This window comes from Clostridium sp. UBA7503 (assembly GCF_002477055.1).
GTDB lineage: Bacteria > Bacillota > Clostridia > Clostridiales > Clostridiaceae > Clostridium_J > Clostridium_J sulfidigenes.
On record NZ_DLNT01000047.1, the window covers coordinates 126,454 to 145,891 of the forward strand.

Consider the following 19,438-nt stretch of genomic DNA (forward strand, 5'->3'; position numbering starts at 1 on the left):
AAGTTTTATCAAAACATTTTAACGGCCTCTTTTAAATATGTATTAATAAAATTATAAATGTTATAATGTAGTATATAATGAGAATTCGAGGTTGTTAATATGGCTGACTTAATTTTATATAATGGAAATATAATAACTTTTTCAGAGGTGCAATGCTTTCAGTGGATTGCAATTAAAAATAGAATAATAACACAAATAGGATTTGAAGAAGATTACTTACATATAGCAGATACTAATACAGAGCTAATAGATTTAAAAGGAAAGACTGTGCTTCCAGGATTTTATGATAGCCATGTTCATCTTGTTCAAACGGGATTGAACTCTATAAGTGTTGATTTAAGCAATGCTACATGTTTTGATGAAATTTTTAAGCTTATTAAAAGGTATTGTTATACTGCACCAAAGGATACATTAGTTAGAGCAACAGGTCTAGATGAAACTAAACTTAAAGAGAAGAGACTTCCAACAAGATATGAAATAGATAAAGTTTCCCCAGATCATCCAGTTTGGATAAATAGAAAAGAGTATCATACTAGTATTTTAAATTCATTAGCATTACACAAATTTACTATACCTTTAAATCTTAAAGGTGTAGTAAAGAATGAAGCTAATGTTCCAACTGGTGTCCTTACTCATACTGCTAATGCATTAGTTAGAAAGCAAATATTAGAAAGTATTGATAATAAATCACGTTTTTCTGCAGTAAATAATACTTTAAAAAGTGCTATTGCTAAAGGTGTAACTACAATTAATGCTATGGAAGGAGGATATACTTTCCATGATAAAGATGCAGAGTTTATTTATAATACAAAGGATGATTATCCAATAGATGTTGTATTATTTTATCAAACTATTAATGTAGATAAGGTGATGGAGAAAAAATTAAATAGAATTGGTGGAAGTATTTTTTTAGATGGATCTTTTGGGTCAAGAACAGCAGCGTTATGTGAACCATATGAGGATGATGTTACTAAATTAGGAATATTGTATTATACCCAAGAAGAGTTAAATGTATTTGTGTTGAAATGCTATGAAAATAATATTCAGTTAGGTACGCACGCTATAGGTGAATTAGCTATTGAGCAAATAATCTCTGCCCATGAATTTGCAAATAGTATATATCCAAATAAAAATCTCCGTCATCGAATAGAGCATTTTGAACTTCCATCTAATGATCATATTAACCGTGCAAAAAAATTAGGATTGATTGCATCTGTTCAGCCTACCTATGAATATTTTTGGGGAGGAAAAGGGAAGATGTATGAGAAGCGATTGGGAAAAGAACGAACTAGAAAGACAAATCCATATAGAACCATGATTTGTAATAATCTTATAGTTTGTGGAGGCTCTGATAGTGATGTAACTCCTATTGATCCATTACTAGGTATTTATTCTGCAGTAAATCATCCTAATGAAAATGAGAGAATAACTGTGTTAGAGGCTATAAAGATTTTTACTATTAATAGTGCCTATGCTGTGTTTGAAGAGGATAAAAAGGGATCTATAGAAGTAGGAAAGTATGCTGATTTAGTTATACTAGATAAAAATCCCCTTAGTATAGATTCCAAGGAAATTAACGATATAGGTGTTGTGGCAACTATTAAAGAAGGTAATATACTATATGAATGCCGACTTAGACCGGATACTTATTAGTTAGTAGGTGATAAATATTGAGTAGAGTTCATATATGTGTTTTAGGTGAAGTAGATATCAAAGTAGATGGTGTAGGTGTAACTGATAAGCTTAGTAATAAGGCTATAGGATTGCTTTGCTTTTTGTGCACTAATAAAGGCAAAAAATTTACTAGAGATAGGCTTTGTACATTTTTCTGGAATAATACAACTATTGAAAATGCTAGATATAATCTAAGATATAGTCTTTGGGTATTACGTAAAATATTTAATCGCGGTGATTGTGATTTATTTATTAGTTCAAAAGATAGTTGTATGATAAATCCAGAATTTGATTACTATATAGATGTTCTACATATTAATTCGATAATGGAAAATTTTACTGATGAAGAAAATCCTATATTATCTTTAGAAAAATGTAAGGATATTTATAATGGTGAATTTCTTCAAGGGTTTTATTTGAAGAACTGCCCTGATTTTAATGACTGGATTTTCTTTGAGAGAGAAAAATATCAGGAGTGTTATAGCAAATTGTTATTTAAATTAGCTAAGTTATACTCAGAAAACAGTATGTATGGTGAATCTATTGTAGTCTTAAATGAAGTATTAAAAATTAATCCTTATAGAGAAGATATTTATTTGGAGTTAATGAATTTATATATACAAACTAATGATACACAAGCTGCTTTAAAGGAATATAAGAAATGTGAGTATATTTTAAGAGAAGAGTTAAACATACGTCCTAGTGAAGAAGTTATAAACTATTACAAAAGTATTATTTGTAATAGTGAAAATTCAAAAACAAATTTTTATAGGGTAGATAAAGTTAATGAGAATAATGTTAAAATGACTAGTATAATTGTACAGTGTTATCCTATAAATGAGATTAAATATTTTGGCATAGCATGTATAGTGGAAAAGATTATGCAGAGGTATTCAATTGAGCAGCTAATGGATTTAGAGGAGTTTATTCTAAAGGATTTGCTTAGAATTCAGCCAAAAGTTTTATTAATAAATAAAGAACTAAGAATTGAAGATAACTTAAATCATTATAACGAAGAGAATAGAATCTATTTTTCTTTTGAAAGCTTACTTTTATATATTGAGAAAGTTTATCCTATAGAAATTCACATTAAAAATATCAGTAATATTGATGATATATCCCACAATATACTTAAATTATTTAGTTTAAAAAACCCAGAATGTAAAATAAAAATCTTAGTAGGCGGTAACAAAACTATATTATAGATAGAATCAAAATAAGTATTTAATAAAAAGTATAAAATAAGTATTATAATGCATATAAAAATATATAGGGAAAAATTTCAAAAATAAAAGGTATTGACTATTAAATTAAAATAGGATACTATGATAACAGTTAAATATGAATTTACAAATGCAACGAAAAGGGAAAGTAATTAGTATAAGTTATTACAGAGAGGGTTAGTTTGCTGAGATAACCTATAATAAGTATTAGTGAAGTGCCCCTTGGAGCAGAAAAGCCGAAATAAGTAGGTTTTTATGGGAACTCCCATTACAGAGTTAGGGTATGTAAGTACCTAAAATGAGATGGATATTTTTATATCTAATAAGAGTGGAACCGCGGAAGTATACCTTCTGCCTCTGTATATTACAGGGGCAGAAGGTTTTTTGTTTTATAAGTTAATGCATGTAATTATTAACTTATGGAATTTTGCTGGCCAGCAAAGAACAAATAAAATAGAGATGCTCTATAAATGCTTATAAGTAAATTCAAAATTATCGAATAAAAAAAATAAAAAATAAAAGGAGATTTTAAAATGAATATAAATTTAATATTAGCAGTAATACTATCATTACTAGCAGTGTTTACCATATATGCAGTTGAAGAAAAGACTAATAAATTTACTTATACTACATTAACAGCACTGGCTTTAGGAGTTATTTTAGGAGCAATATTTAAAGAAAACATTATGTTTTTAGATATAGTTGGAAAAGGGTATATGTCTTTAATTAAAATGATAGTTGTACCTTTAGTTATGGTTTCACTAATTACAAGTATAGTTAGACTTAAGAATATAGATACATTGAAATCTATAGGAATTAAAACTCTAGGAATTTTATTAGGAACTACAGGAATAGCAGCAGCTATAGGAATTGTAGTAGCTAAGGTATTGAACTTAGGACAAGGATTAACTTTTCCGGGAGCAGAAGACTTTGTAGCTAGGGAGATACCTACATTTACTCAAGTACTAGTGGACATGCTACCATCAAATCCAATAGCAGCTATAGTAGATAATAGAATAATTCCTATAGTTATATTTTCACTATTTGTAGCTATAGCCTTAGTTACAGAAGATAATATAAATCCAACTAAAGCAAAACCATTTAAAGATTTTGTATTATCTGCTCATACTATAGTAACAAGAATAACTCAAATAGTATTAAAATTTATACCTTATGGAGTTTTTGCTTTAATTGCAAAGACTGTAGCAAGTAATGGATTAGAAACTATTAAATCTTTAATATGGGTTATTGCAGCAGTTTATATAGCAGCTATACTTCAGTTTATAGTGGTTTACACTCCACTAATTGCCTTTATAGCGAAGAAAAACCCTTTAAAATTCTTCAAGGGAATTTTCCCGGCTCAAACAATGGCTTTTACAAGTCAAAGTAGCTATGGAACAATGCCAGTAACTATAAAATCTTTAGTTGAAGGAGCCGGAGTTTCTGAAAATATTGCTAGTTTTGTAGCACCTCTTGGATCAACCATAGGAATGAACGGTTGTGGAGGATTATATCCAGCTATAGTAGCTATATTTGTTGCCAATGTATTTAAGATAGATATGACAATTTACTCATATATTTTAATAGTATTAACTACTATAATATCCTCAATAGGTATTGCAGGGGTTCCAGGAGCAGCAACTATGTCTACAACAGTGGTGTTAGCAACACTGGGATTACCAATAGAAGGTATGGCAATGATAATTGCCGTTGATTCTATAATTGATATGATGAGAACAGCAACTAATGTTACAGGCTCTGCAGTGGCAGCTTTAGTAGTAGATGAAACAGAAAAGAGAAAAGCTACAAGAAAGAATAAATAGTAATACTAGTATATTATAATAATAAATTCAAAAGAACTTCATCCTAAACATAATTAGCTTTAGGGTGAAGTTTTTTTATATGCAACTTAGCATAGGATTTATGCAACTTAGAAGAATATGATTGTCCAGATAAAGTTTAAAGAATATACTTAAATTAGAGATTAAAGTTAATAGAAATTTTATAGTTGTTAAAAGAATTTGTATAGAAAGGAAGGCGTTAAATGAAGATTATAATAAATGAAGTTGAAGATATTGAAGATATAGAAATAGTGATTAATTGTAAAACAATAGATGAAAATGTGACAAGAGTTATATCTAAACTTAAGGCCTTAGAAGATAAAATAACAGGAAATAAGGATGGAAAGATATTTATTCTAGATACAAATGAGATATTTTACTTTGAATCAGTAGATAAGAAAACCTTTATTTATATGGATATGGATGTTTTTGAGACACATTTAAGACTTTATGAATTAGAAGATAGGCTTAAAAATACAGATTTTTTTAGAGCCTCTAAATCTACAATTATAAATCTTCGAAAGATAAAAAATATAGTACCTATGTTTGGTGGAAGAATAGAGATACTTCTAGATAATGATGAGAAACTAGTTGTTTCAAGGCAGTATGTACCTATCTTAAAAAATAAATTAGATTTATAGGAGGAAGATAGTATGAAGGAATTTTTTAAGAACACATTAGAAGTAAAGATAATAACATGTATGTTCTTTACAGCACAGGTTGTTATTTATACTCTCATTGCTCCTTTTTTAGGAGAAGAAAGTATTCATCTTAGTTTAATATGGCAGATGATATTTATATCTATAATTTTAACTCTTCTTCAATATGTTATTTATGTATCTAATATATTTATGAAGGTAAAGACTTGGATTAAGATTGGTATTCACTATATAGTGCTTGTTATTATAGGTTATATATTAGCCAAGAGCTTTAATTGGTTCGATTTAAGTAGTGGTAATAATTTTAATGTTGCTTTAAGTATATTTACTATATGCTTTATTTCATTTACTGGATCAATTGCATTATACAACAAGGTTTCAGGAGAAAGATTTAATGAAAAACTAAGATTATATAGAAGTTCAAAATTTGATGATAAATAGGAGGGGTAGTAATGAATATAATTGAAGCTAACAATTTAACAAAGAGTTATGGAAAAAGTCGTGGAATAGTGGAAGTAAATTTGCAAGTTAAAGAGGGCGAAATCTTTGGATTTGTAGGACCTAATGGAGCAGGGAAATCAACTACTATAAGAACACTTTTAAATTTAATTTTTCCTACTTCTGGAGGTGGAGCAATCCTTGGAAAAGATATAGTTAAAGAGAGTAGTGAAATTAAAAAGTATATTGGGTATGTCCCTAGTGAAGTAAAGTTTTATGATGAATCAAAGGTTAAAGATATTATAAAATATGCTGAGAGTTTTTACGAAAATACCAATAAGGAAGATACCGATGAACTATGTAAAGAACTAGAGGTAGAGTTAGATAAAAAAATGAGTGAATTGAGTCTTGGAAACAAGAAAAAGGTAGCTATAGTACAAGCGCTTATTCATAATCCTAAGCTTTTAATTCTTGATGAACCTACTAATGGATTAGATCCACTAATACAAAAAAAACTTTTTAATATACTAGAAAAACAAAGAGCTAAAGGAACTACCATATTTTTGTCTTCTCATAATTTAGTTGAAGTTGAAAATTTATGTGATAGGGTTGCAGTAATAAAAGATGGAAAGATTATTGATGTAATTGAAGTAGATAAGATTGCTAGAAAAACAGGAGTAAAAGTAACCTTAAAAGCTGAGGGTATAGATAACAATACGGTTGAAGAACTTAAGGGTGAGGTTATTGGAAATAATGAAGGAGAAATAACTTTTAGCTTTATAGGAAATATAGATGGATTAATTAAAAAAATTGCTAAGTTTAATGTGGAGAAGCTACTAATAGGTGAGCATACTTTAGAGGATACGTTTATGGATTACTATAAGAGGGAAGGGGAGAATTAGAATGAATATATTCAAATTTGAATTTAAAAGACTATTGAAATCTGCTATTATTTGGTCTTTGGTATGTGTAGGATTGGTAATAATGTTTATGGCCTTATTCCCTAGCATGAAGGACAGTGGAATGCAAGAAATTGTTGCTACAAAACTGGATGCTTTACCTCCTGCACTATTAGAGGCTTTTAATCTCGAGGATGCTGTAGATTTCGGAAATATTTCAGAATATTTAGCATACGCAATTCAATATATATCTATGGCAGCTGGAATATATGGAATAATTCTTGGAATATCTGCTTTAATAAAAGAAGAAAGTGAAGGTACCATTGAGTTTTTATATTCTAAGCCAATTACAAGAAATAAAATAGTAACTTCAAAACTAATTTCCTCAGCAATTGTATTTTATCTATTTATTGTTATAGTTGGAGTTGTAACTATGGGAGTTTCTATGGCTGTAAAGCCAGAAGATGTTGAGACTATGACACTATTGATGGATATAAAAACTTTATTTATAGGAATGGCTTTTCTAGGATATATATTTATGGCCATAGGATTTTTATTATCAGTTATAATAAAATCTAGCAAGCAAGGGACATCCATTGCACTAGGAGTATTCTTTACAACTTATATATTTGGGATTATAGGAAAGATGAAAGATGGACTTGAAGGATTTTTATATTTATCACCATTTGACTATGTAGTTCCAGCTAAGTTACTAAAGGATGGATTTGAAATGAAGTATGTACTTTTAGGCTTTGGTATAATAATTATATCTATTGTGACTACTTATGCTATTTATAATAAAAAAGATTTAGCCTAATATAATAACTCAATAAAATAAAGTGTGGAACTGCTGNNGCTTCACACTTTATTTATAATTTTATTAAGGAGTATATTTAAAATTTACTGTAACCACTATCTACAAATAAATTTATTCTAGGAAATAAGCTTTTTCAAATCCTGCCTTTGTAGCTTGACCTATTCTACCAGGCTTTTCAGCATCGCCAATAACAGTAATTTTATTATTAAAGGTAGTTTTTAGGATGGATATAAAATCTTTATCTGCCTTAACACCAAGGGATAGTACAACATTATCCATTGTGATGGTTTCCAGAGTTTTAGTTTTCATATTTTCTACTAGAATTTCTTTATCTTTAATTTCAGTAAGCTTCATATTAGGATACATAACTACATCATATTTTTTAAGTCTAGTAGTAACATCTATTAGATTTGGAGGATATGCATCAGGTCCAATTTTATCTGCCATCTCAATTACAGTGACTTTATTACCAACATGAGCCAGGTATTCAGCGGTTTCAAGCCCAGTCATACCAGAACCTACCACCACTACATGTTTATTAGATAAAGTTATGTTTTTATTTAAGATATCCATAACATTACATACATTTCCTATGTTTGCTCCAGGAAGGTTTGGAATTATTGGATTAGCACCAATAGCTACAAATATATGATATGGATTTAAAGATTGAAGTTCTTCAATTGATGGAGCTTTATTAAGCTTAACTTCAACATTTAATCTCTTCATTTCATTTCTAAGATAATCTAGATACCAATCTAATTTTTCTTTAAGAGGAGGAGTGCTTCCAGGTACAACACTTCCACCTAGCACTTTTGATTTTTCAAAAATTGTAGGTTTAAAACCTCTTAGAGATAGTGTTCTTGCAGCCTCCATTCCAGCAGGTCCACCACCTAGAATTGCTACAACACGATTATTACCATCAGTCTTTAGATTATTAAATTCTAGCTCTCTACCCATTCTAGGATTAACAGCACATTTTATAGTTTTGCAGTCCATAAGTTCTTGAATGCAATATAAGCAAGAAATACAAGGTCTAATTTCAGATTCTCTTCCTTCAAAGGCTTTTTCCCCCCATTCAGCATCAGCTAATTGACCTCTACCAATAGCTACAAAGTCTAAATTATTTGATTTTAAAAGGCTTTCTGCAAAATCAGGTTTTCTTATAACATCACAGGCTATGACAGGAATATTAACCACTTCTTTAATGGCTGCAGAAAGGTGTTTCTTCCATCCTTGAGGATAAGATATAGGCTCTATAATTGTGTTTACACTTTCATAGGTACCTGAACTTACATTTATAGCATTTATGCCTAAATTTTCTAAGTATTTAGCTGCCATAGCAGCATCCTCTAGAGTAAATCCGCCAGGTACAAATTCATCACCGTCAATTCTCACAGAGATAGGAAAATCTTTGCCACAAGTTTTCTTTATACCTAGAATTATTTCAGTAATAAATTTCATACGTCCTTCAAAGTTTCCACCATATTTATCAGTTCTAAGATTTGTAAGTGGACTCATAAATTGTCCAATTAAATATCCGTGAGCGCCATGAAGCTCAACACCATCTATACCAGCAGATTTGGCAATATAAGCTCCAAAAATGAATTTTTTAACTAAACCTTCAACCTCTTCTGTAGAAAGTTCTCTAGGCATTTCTCCTATGGCAGATGACATTACTGGGCTTGGAGCAGTTATTTGTTTTCCACCAATTATGTTCCCATGGCTTTCTCTACCAGGATGATGAAGTTGTAAGAATATTTTAGTATCATACCTATGAACTGAATTAGCAAGCCTTTCCAGTCTAGGAATATGCTTTAAGTCCATTGCACAAAGTTGGTTTGGAGTACCAATACCACTTTCATCATCAACTCTAGTAATTTCAGTAATTATAAGTCCACAACCACCTTTAGCTCTCTCCTCATAGTATCTAATGATTTCATCAGATGCTTCACCAGTAAAGCTAGCCAAAGAAGTTCCCATAGCAGGCATAACGATTCTGTTTTTAATTTCTAATTTACCTATTTGTCCTTTAGAAAAAATAGCTTCATATTTCATTAATTAATCACCTCTTAGTTAAGTATATTAGATTGTTAAAAAATATATAATGTATATGGTGGTCAAATATAATTGACATTATTGTGCACAATGCACTACAATTTAATTAAGGGGTGTGATGATATGAGTATATCAGAGATTGAACATTATACATCTGTTTTATTTAATTCCTATTTATCTAATAAAGGTCTTAATCATATAGTTAGAGTTGCTTCGGAAATGTTAAAGAATCCAGTTATAGTAATAAATTCAAGTTATAAAATATTAGCTCACTCGGATGAAGAGAAAGTTAATGATGAAATTTGGAGAGGTAATATAAAACAAGGGTTTTGTTCCTATGAATTTATAACATCAGTAAGAAATCTTTCAAGTGTCCAACAAGGGCTAGAGAAAGATGAGGTTTATGAGGTAGAATGTCCAGAGAGTTCTAACAAAAAACTAATATGTAAGATTAAAGTTAATAATAAGCATATCGGGAATATAATATTACTTCAGTGCGAAAATGAATTTTCATATTATGATGAAAAACTATTGTCAATAACAAGTAGAGTTATTGGGGAAGAAATGAAGAAAAGTGATATGTATAGAAATACAAATAATACTTTATATGATGAATTAATTTATGATATTCTTGATAATAACTTAACTAAAAGAGAGTTAAAGAAAAGACTACAGGCTTCTGAATTTCAATTCTCTAAGGAAATTTATATTTTAGTTTTTGATATATCAAATTATGATTCAAAGGGAAAATCCTTTAGCTACCTTCATGATAGGTTTCAGTCCTTTTTTATGTAGATAATTCGGTGTATTATAATAACAATATTATATTCATATGGGATAAGAATATTGAAAATATGAGTAATGAATATAAAAATAAAATCAATAAATTTTTAAAGGATAGTTGCATAAGATTAGGAATTAGCAAAGTGTTTCATGACATTTTAGATTGTAAAAAGTATTATGAACAAGGGGTAAAGGCTTTGAATATAGGTAAACTAGTTTACCCAGAGGCTCTAATCATAAGATACGATAGTATACTTATATATGAACTTATTGATTCAAATCCTAGGATGTCTTTTGAAGATTTTAAAAATACAACTCTAGAGAAACTAAAAGCCTATGATTATGAAAAAAACACAGATTTATATAAAACTTTATTGGTATATTTAAAAAATAATAAGAGTATACAACATTCAGCGGAAGAACTATTTATTCATAGAAATACTATGAGAATTAGATTACAAAAAATATTTGAATTAACTCATGTTAATTTTAATAATGTGGAGGAAATTTTCAATATATATTTAGCATATAAAGTTAATGAATTTGTTAATAAAAGTAATGGTACATTTTAAGTAAAGTAGGTTTTAGTTACTATTTTGAAAATAATATAAATATTATGTTTAAATTTATATAAATAAATACATAGCCCTATAGTTGAACAGCCCCCTGTCTACTTGGCAGGGGGCTGTTCAAGTTAAAGGGCTAGGTATTTATTTTCATTTAATATTTAGTTCTTCTTTGTTTCATGATAACTAAACCTACTCCTAAGAAAGCTACTGAAAAAGCTAGCATTATTAACATTTCAAATAGAAGTGGAGTGAGAGTATCTATATTAAATGTTGATAGGGAGTTAAGTTTATCGTTTATATTTATAAACCAGTATACAGGATTAAATATAGCAGTATTTTTTACTGTTTCGCTGAGAAGTTGTTGAGGAACAAAGGCTCCTCCTAAGAAGCAACAACCTAAAGACACAAGGTTAGAAATTGGACCTATGGAATTTTTAGTGGATATATTGCTAATTAAGAAGCTAAGGCATAAACAAGTTATTGTAAATATTAGAGAATTTATACCATGCAACACTCCTCTAAAAGAAAACATGTCTTTAGGATACATTAGTATTGCTAGTGCTATGAATATAGTCCAAGTAGATAATGCTAAAATCATATCTCCTAAAAATATCTGCATGTTGAAGTTATAGGAATTAATAGGTGAGCATAAATTTCTCCTTTTTAAATCTGGAGAATTGAAAATATTTGATACTATAGATATTCCAAGTATTAACATACACAGCATAGGATAAGCTAAATAATTAAAGTAATAGGTAACGCTACTTTTAGTATCTTCTTTAATATCCTTTGCTAAAGTAACTTCTGTATCTATAGATAAATCTTTATTTACTAGATCACTTATTTTTTCAAAGTCTAAGTTATTAGTATTATCAATGTAAACTTTGGTTGTGTTAAGATAATTATTTATCATTGACTTTATAAAAATACTACTGGAAGAGTTAGGAATACTTTTAGTTTCTAAAATAAGTGAATTATCTTGAAGAAAGCTATCTTCAAATCCTTTTGGGATGGTGATCACAATTTCTGCTTCTCTAAAAAATAATGCATCTCTTATTCCTTCATCTGTAGTTTTAATTTTTACTAATTTAGAATTATTTTTAATGTATGCTTCTAAATTATTTGAAAGAGGAGAATTATCATTATTCAAAACTGCGACTTTACATTTTTCAGTTTCAAAAGAGGTTGAATCTGTAGAATTCCCAACATTACTAAAAATAATTGTCATAAATATAAATATAGTCATATAAAGCAATAAAGAGGAAAGGGCACTTTTCTTTACTATTCTAAAATACTGTTTAAATACTTGCATATTTTTGCCTCCTTAAAACTAGATAAGTAACTATTGAGAATATAACTCCGTACAAGGATAGAAGACCTAGATTAAGAAAATATCTATCAAAGGTACTATAATAGTATAATGAATAAAATCCGTCAGTAATTAAGTTAACTGGGTTTATATAGGATAAGATAGGAAATTTATCTTGAATAAAGTATTTAATCTGAACTGCCATCATTCCAGATAAAAAAGAGCAGACCATTGTAAATGCCAGTAAAATTCCTTCCTTTACGCTAGCTTTTTTATTAATTAAAGAACTTACCATGGCACCCAAAGTTATTCCATTAAAACAGCCTACAAAGCAAAGTAAAATTACATAACCTATGGAGTTACCAAAGTCTATTTTTAAAATTTGAGAAATATATAGTATAACTATTAGCACTGTTGAAAAATAAAATAATAAAGTAGCACTTATTGCAGCTAAAAAGGTTTTTATTTTATTCACAGGAGCTATATTAATTCTTGCTGCTCTTTGAGATTGATTTCCTTGGATGTTTATAACATCAGTACAACCAGGGGTTGAACCTAGAATGCAAGTCATAGCTAAAAGGGTATAAAAATAAATTACAACAACGTTTGTAGAACTATTCAATTCTTTATCTTTAGTGTAGTTATTATAAAGAGCAATATTACTCATAAAATCTTCATTCATAATACTTGAGTTTATGGTCACTAAATTTGATATGGTAGAATACTTTTGACTATAACTATCTACAAAAGCTTTTATTATGGACTCGTTAATACCAGACTTTGCAACAGTTATTTCAATATTATTTACAAAGGTTATATACCCTGAAATTTTACCTTTAGAAAGCAATTCTTTCGCACTATTCTCATCAGTACTTTCTATATTAAATAAATCACTTTCCTTCATAGCTGTAGAAAAGCTTTCAGGTATATTGCTATTACTTACAAGAGCAATATTAACATTCTCAAACTCTTCACCGGTGAGTATATTTGAAAAGGCTAAATTAAAAATTGTAGCTAATGCAATTGGAAATAATAAGGTCCAAAATACACTTAATTTATCTCTAAAACGACATTTAAGTTGATACTTAAAAATATGCCAAAACATTGTATAGTCCTCCTTTAATCTCTAAGTTCTTTACCGGTAATTTCCAAGAATACGTCATTTAAGGTAGGTTGCTCCGAGTAAATTTTCCCATAACTTATTTTATTATCTCCAATATAACTAACAATGTCCCCAAGAGAACTATGTCCACTTTTTGTTCTAATATTTAGTAAATTATTTTTATAGCCTACTGATATAACATTAGGGAGAGCATTTATATTTTTTATATGATCTTCATTTAAATCAAAGGCCTCAATAGTTATTTTCTCACCTAAATCAATAATTGACTTTAGTTCTTCCTTTGTGCCCTTAGCAATGACTTTACCCTTGTCCATAATAGCGATTGAAGTACAAAGCTGTTCAATTTCTTCCATGTAGTGTGAGGTATATATGATTGTGGCTCCTTCAGCATTTAATTTTTTTATTCCCTCTAAAATATGATTTCTACTCTGAGGGTCAACAGCTACCGTTGGCTCGTCTAAAATGATTAGTTTTGGATTATGAGCTATACCACACGCAATGTTCAATCTTCTAAGAAGTCCTCCACTTAACTTTTTAGGAATAAATTTTTTGTAGTCTGAAAGTCCAACAAAATCAATAGCTCTCTCCACAAGTACTTTTCGTTCATTCTTATTTGTTACATATAATCCACAGAAATAATCAATGTTTTCATATACTGTTAATTCATCAAAGACGGCCACATTTTGCATGACGATTCCAATGTCTTTTTTTACTTTATAATTTGTTGGAGTCATTTCCTCTCCTAGGATTTCAATAGTTCCTTTATCATATTTAAGTAGAGATAGCATACAGTTTATGGTAGTAGTTTTACCAGAACCATTTGGACCTAAAAGACCAAATATTTCACCTTTTTTAATATCCAAATTTAAGTGATCTAAAGCAATTAGTTCACCATATCTTTTTACTAGGTTTTCTATTTTTACAATCATAGTTAATACTCCTTACTTTATTTAGTTTATACTAATAGTTTATTAGAGAATCTCTTTGCAGGTAAGTGCTATTTGTCATGAATGTTATATTACATTTGTCACTTTACGCATCTTCAAAAAATAAATAAGTCAGAATGCTTGCCTATTTTGTATTATACTGCATCAACAGAACCCTTAGATAGTGCTACTATCTGCGGAACCTGTTTCCTTGTCTAACTCAAAATATACTTCCCATCTTTGACTTATTATTTATTTTCAGATGCCTTATATAAAACTTTTGTAAGAAATTTGTATATGTTATTATAGAAATATATAAAGTGAGGGAGTATAGATGAATAATATATTAAATAAAATTATTTTACTTATAGGTTTGGCATTATTACTTATAGAAAATTATAGTATAGAAAAATCAATCTTACCAATTTTGGTAACAGTTTCAATAACTTGTTTTCTGGAATATTTTAGCAAGAATAAATTAAATGTAATAGTATTAATAATATATAGCATACTTTGTATTGTATATCCTGAATTTCTCATGGGTATTCCTATAATATTTTATGATACTATTTTTTCAAAGTATAAAAATATATGCATCTTAATTTTAATTCCGTACCTTATGAATATACATAAATATTCACATATTATTAGGATAATGATTCTTGGACTTCTTAGTATGTCAGCAATCTTGAAATTTAATACTGTGAAATATGAAAAATTGTATGATAAGTTTATAAAACAAAGAGATGATTTAACTGAGATATCTATAGTATTGGAAGAGAAGGTAAAGGAACTACAATATAAACAAGATTTTGAAGTTAATTTTGCAACATTAAAGGAAAGAAATCGTATTTCAAGAGAAATTCATGATAATATAGGACATCTTTTAACTAGCTCTATATTGCAAATTGGTGCTATTATGGCAATTACTAAAGAGGAACAAACAAAAAGGTTTCTAGATGACATTAAATCTACCTTGGACAAAGGTATGGATTCTATTAGAAGTAGTATTCATAATTTACATGAAGATTCTATTGACTTATATGTACAACTTTCAAAGCTTATAAATGAATTTAAGTTTTGTAAGGCTACGTTAAATTATGAGTTTTCTTCTAATCCAGATGTTAAGGTTAAATATGCTATTATTGCTATTGTAAAAGAGGCACTATCTAATATAATAAAGCATTCAAATGCCACTACAGTAACTGTAAGTTTATATGAACATCCCAAATTGTATCAAGTTATTATTTTAGATGATGGAAGTAAAAAGAATGCAAGTATGAATGGTGGAATGGGATTACAAAGCATTGAAAAGAGGGTAAATAGTTTAAATGGAATTGTAAATTTTGATAGTTCAAAAGGGTTTAAGATATTTATTTCTATTATGAAGGAGGGGGTACTATGAGAATAATTATTATAGATGATGATAAGCTTATAGCAGCATCATTAAAGACAATCATAGAGACATCAAGTGATATAAAAGTTATATCACTTGGATATAGCGGTGAAGAAGCTATGGAGTTGTATAATGAGTATACTCCAGATATATTACTTATGGATATTCGTATGGGAGGAATGTCAGGGCTAGATGCTGCACAAAAAATTCTAAAATCTCATAATGATGGGAGAATATTATTTTTAACTACTTTTGAAGATGATGAATATATTATAACTGCATTAAAAGTTGGTGCTAAGGGATATATTCTAAAACAACATTTTGAAAGTATAGTACCCGCTTTAAAGGCAGTAGAGCTTGGACAAAGTGTATTTGGACAAGAAATTATATCTAAAATTCCTACCATGTTAAATAGTACTGAAAATAAAAAAGATATATCAAAGTATGATTTAATTGATAGAGACATTGAAATAATCACTTTAGTTTCTAAAGGGCTTTCTAATAAAGAAATATCAGCAAAATTATTTTTGGGTGAAGGTACAATAAGAAACTATATAAGTAGTATTTTAGAAAAATTAAATCTTAGAGATAGAACACAACTTGCAATATTTTATTTTAACAATATAAAGTGAAGCATTTTTGTATTTAACTTTTATATGTTTGAGATAAAAAAGAAATAATAAGAAAGTCAATATAAGAATAATAACTGTGTATATGCTTATACTATAATCATAAAAATATGCACAGGAGGTTTATTATGAAAAGAATAGCTCTTTTAATTGCAACAATAGCATTAGCAACAGGACTTGTAGGATGTGCTAATAATGACACTGCAGGTAATACAGGAAAGACGGGTAGTGAGGTTGCTCAGAACCAAACTGAAAATGGAACAGCAAATAGTGAAAATACAACCTTAGATGGGAATGGAGCTAATGATAGTGGAGTTTTAGGAATTAATGACAATAATAGGAATGACAATACACTGTTTGGTATTGATTTAACCAACAATAATTATTCTAATGGTATATATCGTGGTTCATATATAGATGAGGATGAATTAACAGTTGAATTTACTCTAGCTAACAATCAAATTAAGGATATTAAATTTATAGCATTATCTAATAATGATGAGAATTATTTGGAAGATAGTAATTTCAAGAATGTTAAAAATCATTATGAAGCTTTGATAAACTATTTAAAGGATAAAGATATAAGACAAAGCCTTAATGATTTATATAACCCTTCCTCCATAGTTAAGGATATGGATAAAAAGGTTGAAGTAGGTAAGGTAACATCAGCTATACATGATGCTTTAAATAGAGGTGTATATTCTACTACTAATGGTACTAATAAATAATATAAATTAGATTGGTAATAAAAATGAACTATCTCAAAATGAATTACTAAACTTTACATTAAGGTTTAGATTATTTTGAGATAGTTTTTTTAGTTTAATGATATTAAAATGCTATTATACAAAAATAGAGTAACATTGAAATTCTATATACATATGATATATTAACAGAATAAAATTAAGGATAAAAAATTATTCAAAAAGTACAGACGATATTAAATATATAAACAAAGGAAGTACTGTAATTAAAACAAAATATATTAGTGTATGAGGTGTAATATATGGATACAATTGAAAATGAATTAAGATATGTGACAAATGAAAATTCTGATTCCATAGAACTAGAGACAAATGTAATTCCAGAACAGAGTAAAGATCCAGGACCACAAGGCACACCTCCTAAATATGAGACAGATCAAATGTTAAATCCTTGCGAATGCCCACAAGATTTTGGACAAGTAAAAATAATAGATGCTGAAACTAAATGCAGAATAGTTAAATTTTCTATTAAAGTTAAGAATCTTTGTAGAGGCAAAGAATATTTAGTTGCTGTAGTATTATATAAGTGGGTTTGGGTTTGGCCTCGTAAATGGGTTAGAGTACCTATCGCAGAAGATTGCAAAATTGCCAAATTTACTGGATGCGACAATTGTGGAGAAGATATAGTTTATTTTAAATTAGCTATTAAAGAACCTTTATGTTCTGGACAATATATAGACTTTGATGTTACTGGGAATTATGTAAATTCTTGCGATTAATAGTTTTGAAATATTATTAGTTAACTTTATTAAAATAATAGGAGCTAAGATTGTCATCCTAGAACCTAACTTATAATTATTATGTAAAAACTCCTTAGAATATAATTTTCTAAGGAGTTTTTTATTAAGCTATTACGGTTTTAGTAGTCTCTTCCTTTTTATCCTTTTTCCAAGTACTATTTAATAGATAAAAGGATGTTACTGCAGAAATTAAATCTGAAGCAGGATATGCAATCCATGCACCTATGGTACCAAAAATATTTACAAAAACTATAGCTAAAGGAATGAATACTATTAACTGTCTAAATAAAGATAATCTAAACCCTTTTTTAGCCTCATCAATTGCTTGATAATAGTATATACCTATATAATATAAACCAACTAAAGGAAGTAGGAATATGCATATTCTAAGGGCTTTAACAGCCTCAGGCAATAACTTTGCATCAGTTAAAAACAAGCCTATCATTTTTGGAGCAAAATACATAATAAATACTCCAAATATTAAAGAGATTATTGTGACAGTTTTTATAGATGCTTTAACTGTATTTTTAACTCTATCAAAGTTTCTTGCGCCAAAGTTAAAGGCTACAATTGGCTGCATGGCAGAACTTATACCAATTATTGCGATAAACATAAACATAGATATTTTAGTAATAACACCTACTATTATTATAGCTTCATTACCACCTCTAGAAATTAATAAGTTATTTAAAACTACAGAAACTATTGCATCTGATATTTCAATAATAAAGGTTGAAAATCCTACAGCAATTAATCCTTTAATTAATGTAATATCTATATTTGGAAGAATATTATTTATTGAAAGTTTAATTTTAAAGTGTTTAGTTACATCTTTAAACTTATATAGAACAAAAATTAAGCCTACAAATTGAGAAGCTACAGTAGCAATAGCTGCACCGGCTATACCTATATTTAAATGAGTTACTAATATGTAGTCAATTACAATATTTAGAAGTGCACCTATACTGTTAGCATAAAGGCCTATTTTAGAGTTTCCTAAAGCTGTCATTACTTGAGAGCATACTATAGTTAATCCTTGAAATATTGCGCCTATAAAAATTATAGATATATAATCATTAGTTAGTCCAAAGGTAACGTCACTTGCACCAAGTTTATATAATAATCCACCTCTAAATAAGAATAAAAGTAGAGGGATTATTGTTAAAGATACTATGGTAAGAGATATTGAATTAATTATTGTGGATTTAATCTTTTCGGGTTGTTTTTCGCCGGAATATCTTGAAACGTAGGTCGAAGCTCCTACACCAATTAAGAAAGCGATTGCTATAAGAAAGCGTTGAATTGGAAATGCAACTGTTAAGGCACCGATAGCATTAGGACCAATATATCTACCAACAAAAACTGTATCTACCATGTTATAAAGTTCCGCTACTAGCAAAGAAAAAATTGCAGGTATGGCAAACTTAAATAATACTCTATATGTCCTTCCATCCGAAAATATTTTAGGGTTAATTCCCATTAGTCTCACCTCATTTATTTGAAAATTCTGCATATTCTTCTTGAGTTTATTTTATAAAAATTTTCTTTGTTTTTATAGAAAAATACGTTTTGTCTTCATGTTTAATTTATTAT

At 28.6% G+C, this 19,438-nt stretch carries 18 protein-coding genes and 1 other annotated feature; of the genes, 13 read left to right on the plus strand and 5 right to left on the minus strand.

The genetic code is table 11. The features are described 5' to 3' along the window. Positions 1–99: 99 nt before the first annotated feature. The 7 genes from B3630_RS14360 (at position 100) to B3630_RS14390 (ending at position 7,551) form a co-directional block, all read left to right on the plus strand. On the plus strand, positions 100–1,653 hold the full coding sequence (locus B3630_RS14360) for an amidohydrolase (RefSeq protein ID WP_346899320.1): 1,554 nt from the start codon (positions 100–102) through the stop codon (positions 1,651–1,653). Between the two features lie 17 nt (positions 1,654–1,670). Beyond that, positions 1,671–2,879, plus strand: coding sequence for an AfsR/SARP family transcriptional regulator (locus tag B3630_RS14365; RefSeq protein WP_346899322.1), 1,209 nt, complete (start codon positions 1,671–1,673; stop codon positions 2,877–2,879). A 144-nt stretch (positions 2,880–3,023) separates the two neighbouring features. Continuing rightward, positions 3,024–3,259 (plus strand) — a binding site (T-box leader). A 171-nt stretch (positions 3,260–3,430) separates the two neighbouring features. Further along, a complete protein-coding gene (locus tag B3630_RS14370) occupies positions 3,431–4,720 on the plus strand; it encodes a dicarboxylate/amino acid:cation symporter (RefSeq protein WP_346899324.1) in 1,290 nt (429 codons plus the stop codon). A 221-nt stretch (positions 4,721–4,941) separates the two neighbouring features. Continuing rightward, complete coding sequence (locus tag B3630_RS14375) at positions 4,942–5,379, plus strand: LytTR family DNA-binding domain-containing protein (protein WP_346899326.1); 438 nt, start codon at positions 4,942–4,944, stop codon at positions 5,377–5,379. A gap of 12 nt (positions 5,380–5,391) precedes the next feature. Next, positions 5,392–5,838: a hypothetical protein gene (locus tag B3630_RS14380; protein ID WP_346899328.1), complete on the plus strand. Its 447-nt coding sequence runs from the start codon at positions 5,392–5,394 to the stop codon at positions 5,836–5,838. Between the two features lie 11 nt (positions 5,839–5,849). Beyond that, positions 5,850–6,737 carry an ABC transporter ATP-binding protein gene (locus B3630_RS14385; protein ID WP_346899330.1) on the plus strand — a complete coding sequence of 296 codons (888 nt, stop codon included), beginning with the start codon at positions 5,850–5,852 and terminating at the stop codon, positions 6,735–6,737. A 1-nt stretch (position 6,738) separates the two neighbouring features. Continuing rightward, a complete protein-coding gene (locus tag B3630_RS14390) occupies positions 6,739–7,551 on the plus strand; it encodes an ABC transporter permease subunit (RefSeq protein ID WP_346899332.1) in 813 nt (270 codons plus the stop codon). 111 nt (positions 7,552–7,662) lie between these two features. Here the strand turns inward: B3630_RS14390 and B3630_RS14395 are convergent, their stop codons facing one another. Then, positions 7,663–9,606, minus strand: coding sequence for an NAD(P)/FAD-dependent oxidoreductase (locus B3630_RS14395; protein ID WP_346899334.1), 1,944 nt, complete (start codon positions 9,604–9,606; stop codon positions 7,663–7,665). 123 nt (positions 9,607–9,729) lie between these two features. Here B3630_RS14395 and B3630_RS14400 point away from each other — a divergent pair, with 123 nt between their 5' ends. Next, positions 9,730–10,401, plus strand: a complete 672-nt coding sequence (locus B3630_RS14400; RefSeq protein WP_346899336.1) for a hypothetical protein — start codon at positions 9,730–9,732, stop codon at positions 10,399–10,401. A gap of 8 nt (positions 10,402–10,409) precedes the next feature. Beyond that, positions 10,410–10,961 carry a PucR family transcriptional regulator gene (locus tag B3630_RS14405; protein ID WP_346899338.1) on the plus strand — a complete coding sequence of 184 codons (552 nt, stop codon included), beginning with the start codon at positions 10,410–10,412 and terminating at the stop codon, positions 10,959–10,961. 148 nt (positions 10,962–11,109) lie between these two features. Here the strand turns inward: B3630_RS14405 and B3630_RS14410 are convergent, their stop codons facing one another. From B3630_RS14410 to B3630_RS14420, 3 genes are read right to left on the minus strand one after another with little or no spacing between them, the layout of a single operon-like run. Then, positions 11,110–12,270, minus strand: coding sequence for an ABC transporter permease (locus tag B3630_RS14410; RefSeq protein WP_346899340.1), 1,161 nt, complete (start codon positions 12,268–12,270; stop codon positions 11,110–11,112). Continuing rightward, positions 12,257–13,372, minus strand: a complete 1,116-nt coding sequence (locus B3630_RS14415; protein ID WP_346899342.1) for an ABC transporter permease — start codon at positions 13,370–13,372, stop codon at positions 12,257–12,259. The genes B3630_RS14410 and B3630_RS14415 overlap by 14 nt, the downstream gene beginning before the upstream one ends. Before the next feature lie 14 nt (positions 13,373–13,386). Then, on the minus strand, positions 13,387–14,319 hold the full coding sequence (locus B3630_RS14420; protein WP_346899344.1) for an ABC transporter ATP-binding protein: 933 nt from the start codon (positions 14,317–14,319) through the stop codon (positions 13,387–13,389). Between the two features lie 331 nt (positions 14,320–14,650). On the opposite strand from B3630_RS14420, the gene B3630_RS14425 reads away from it, so the two are divergent. The 4 genes from B3630_RS14425 to B3630_RS14440 all read left to right on the plus strand — a co-directional run bounded on the left by B3630_RS14425 (position 14,651) and on the right by B3630_RS14440 (position 17,824). Next, complete coding sequence (locus B3630_RS14425) at positions 14,651–15,721, plus strand: sensor histidine kinase (RefSeq protein ID WP_346899346.1); 1,071 nt, start codon at positions 14,651–14,653, stop codon at positions 15,719–15,721. Further along, complete coding sequence (locus B3630_RS14430; protein WP_346899348.1) at positions 15,718–16,344, plus strand: response regulator transcription factor; 627 nt, start codon at positions 15,718–15,720, stop codon at positions 16,342–16,344. The genes B3630_RS14425 and B3630_RS14430 overlap by 4 nt, the downstream gene beginning before the upstream one ends. A gap of 125 nt (positions 16,345–16,469) precedes the next feature. Then, complete coding sequence (locus tag B3630_RS14435) at positions 16,470–17,069, plus strand: hypothetical protein (protein ID WP_346899350.1); 600 nt, start codon at positions 16,470–16,472, stop codon at positions 17,067–17,069. Positions 17,070–17,347: 278 nt separating this feature from the next. Beyond that, the gene (locus tag B3630_RS14440) at positions 17,348–17,824 is read left to right on the plus strand and encodes a hypothetical protein (protein ID WP_346899352.1); all 477 of its coding nucleotides are present in this window, start codon (positions 17,348–17,350) and stop codon (positions 17,822–17,824) included. Between the two features lie 124 nt (positions 17,825–17,948). On the opposite strand, the gene B3630_RS14445 is transcribed toward B3630_RS14440, so the two are convergent. Continuing rightward, entirely contained in the window at positions 17,949–19,325 is a 1,377-nt protein-coding gene (locus tag B3630_RS14445) for an MATE family efflux transporter (protein ID WP_346899354.1), read from the minus strand. Positions 19,326–19,438 lie beyond the last annotated feature (113 nt).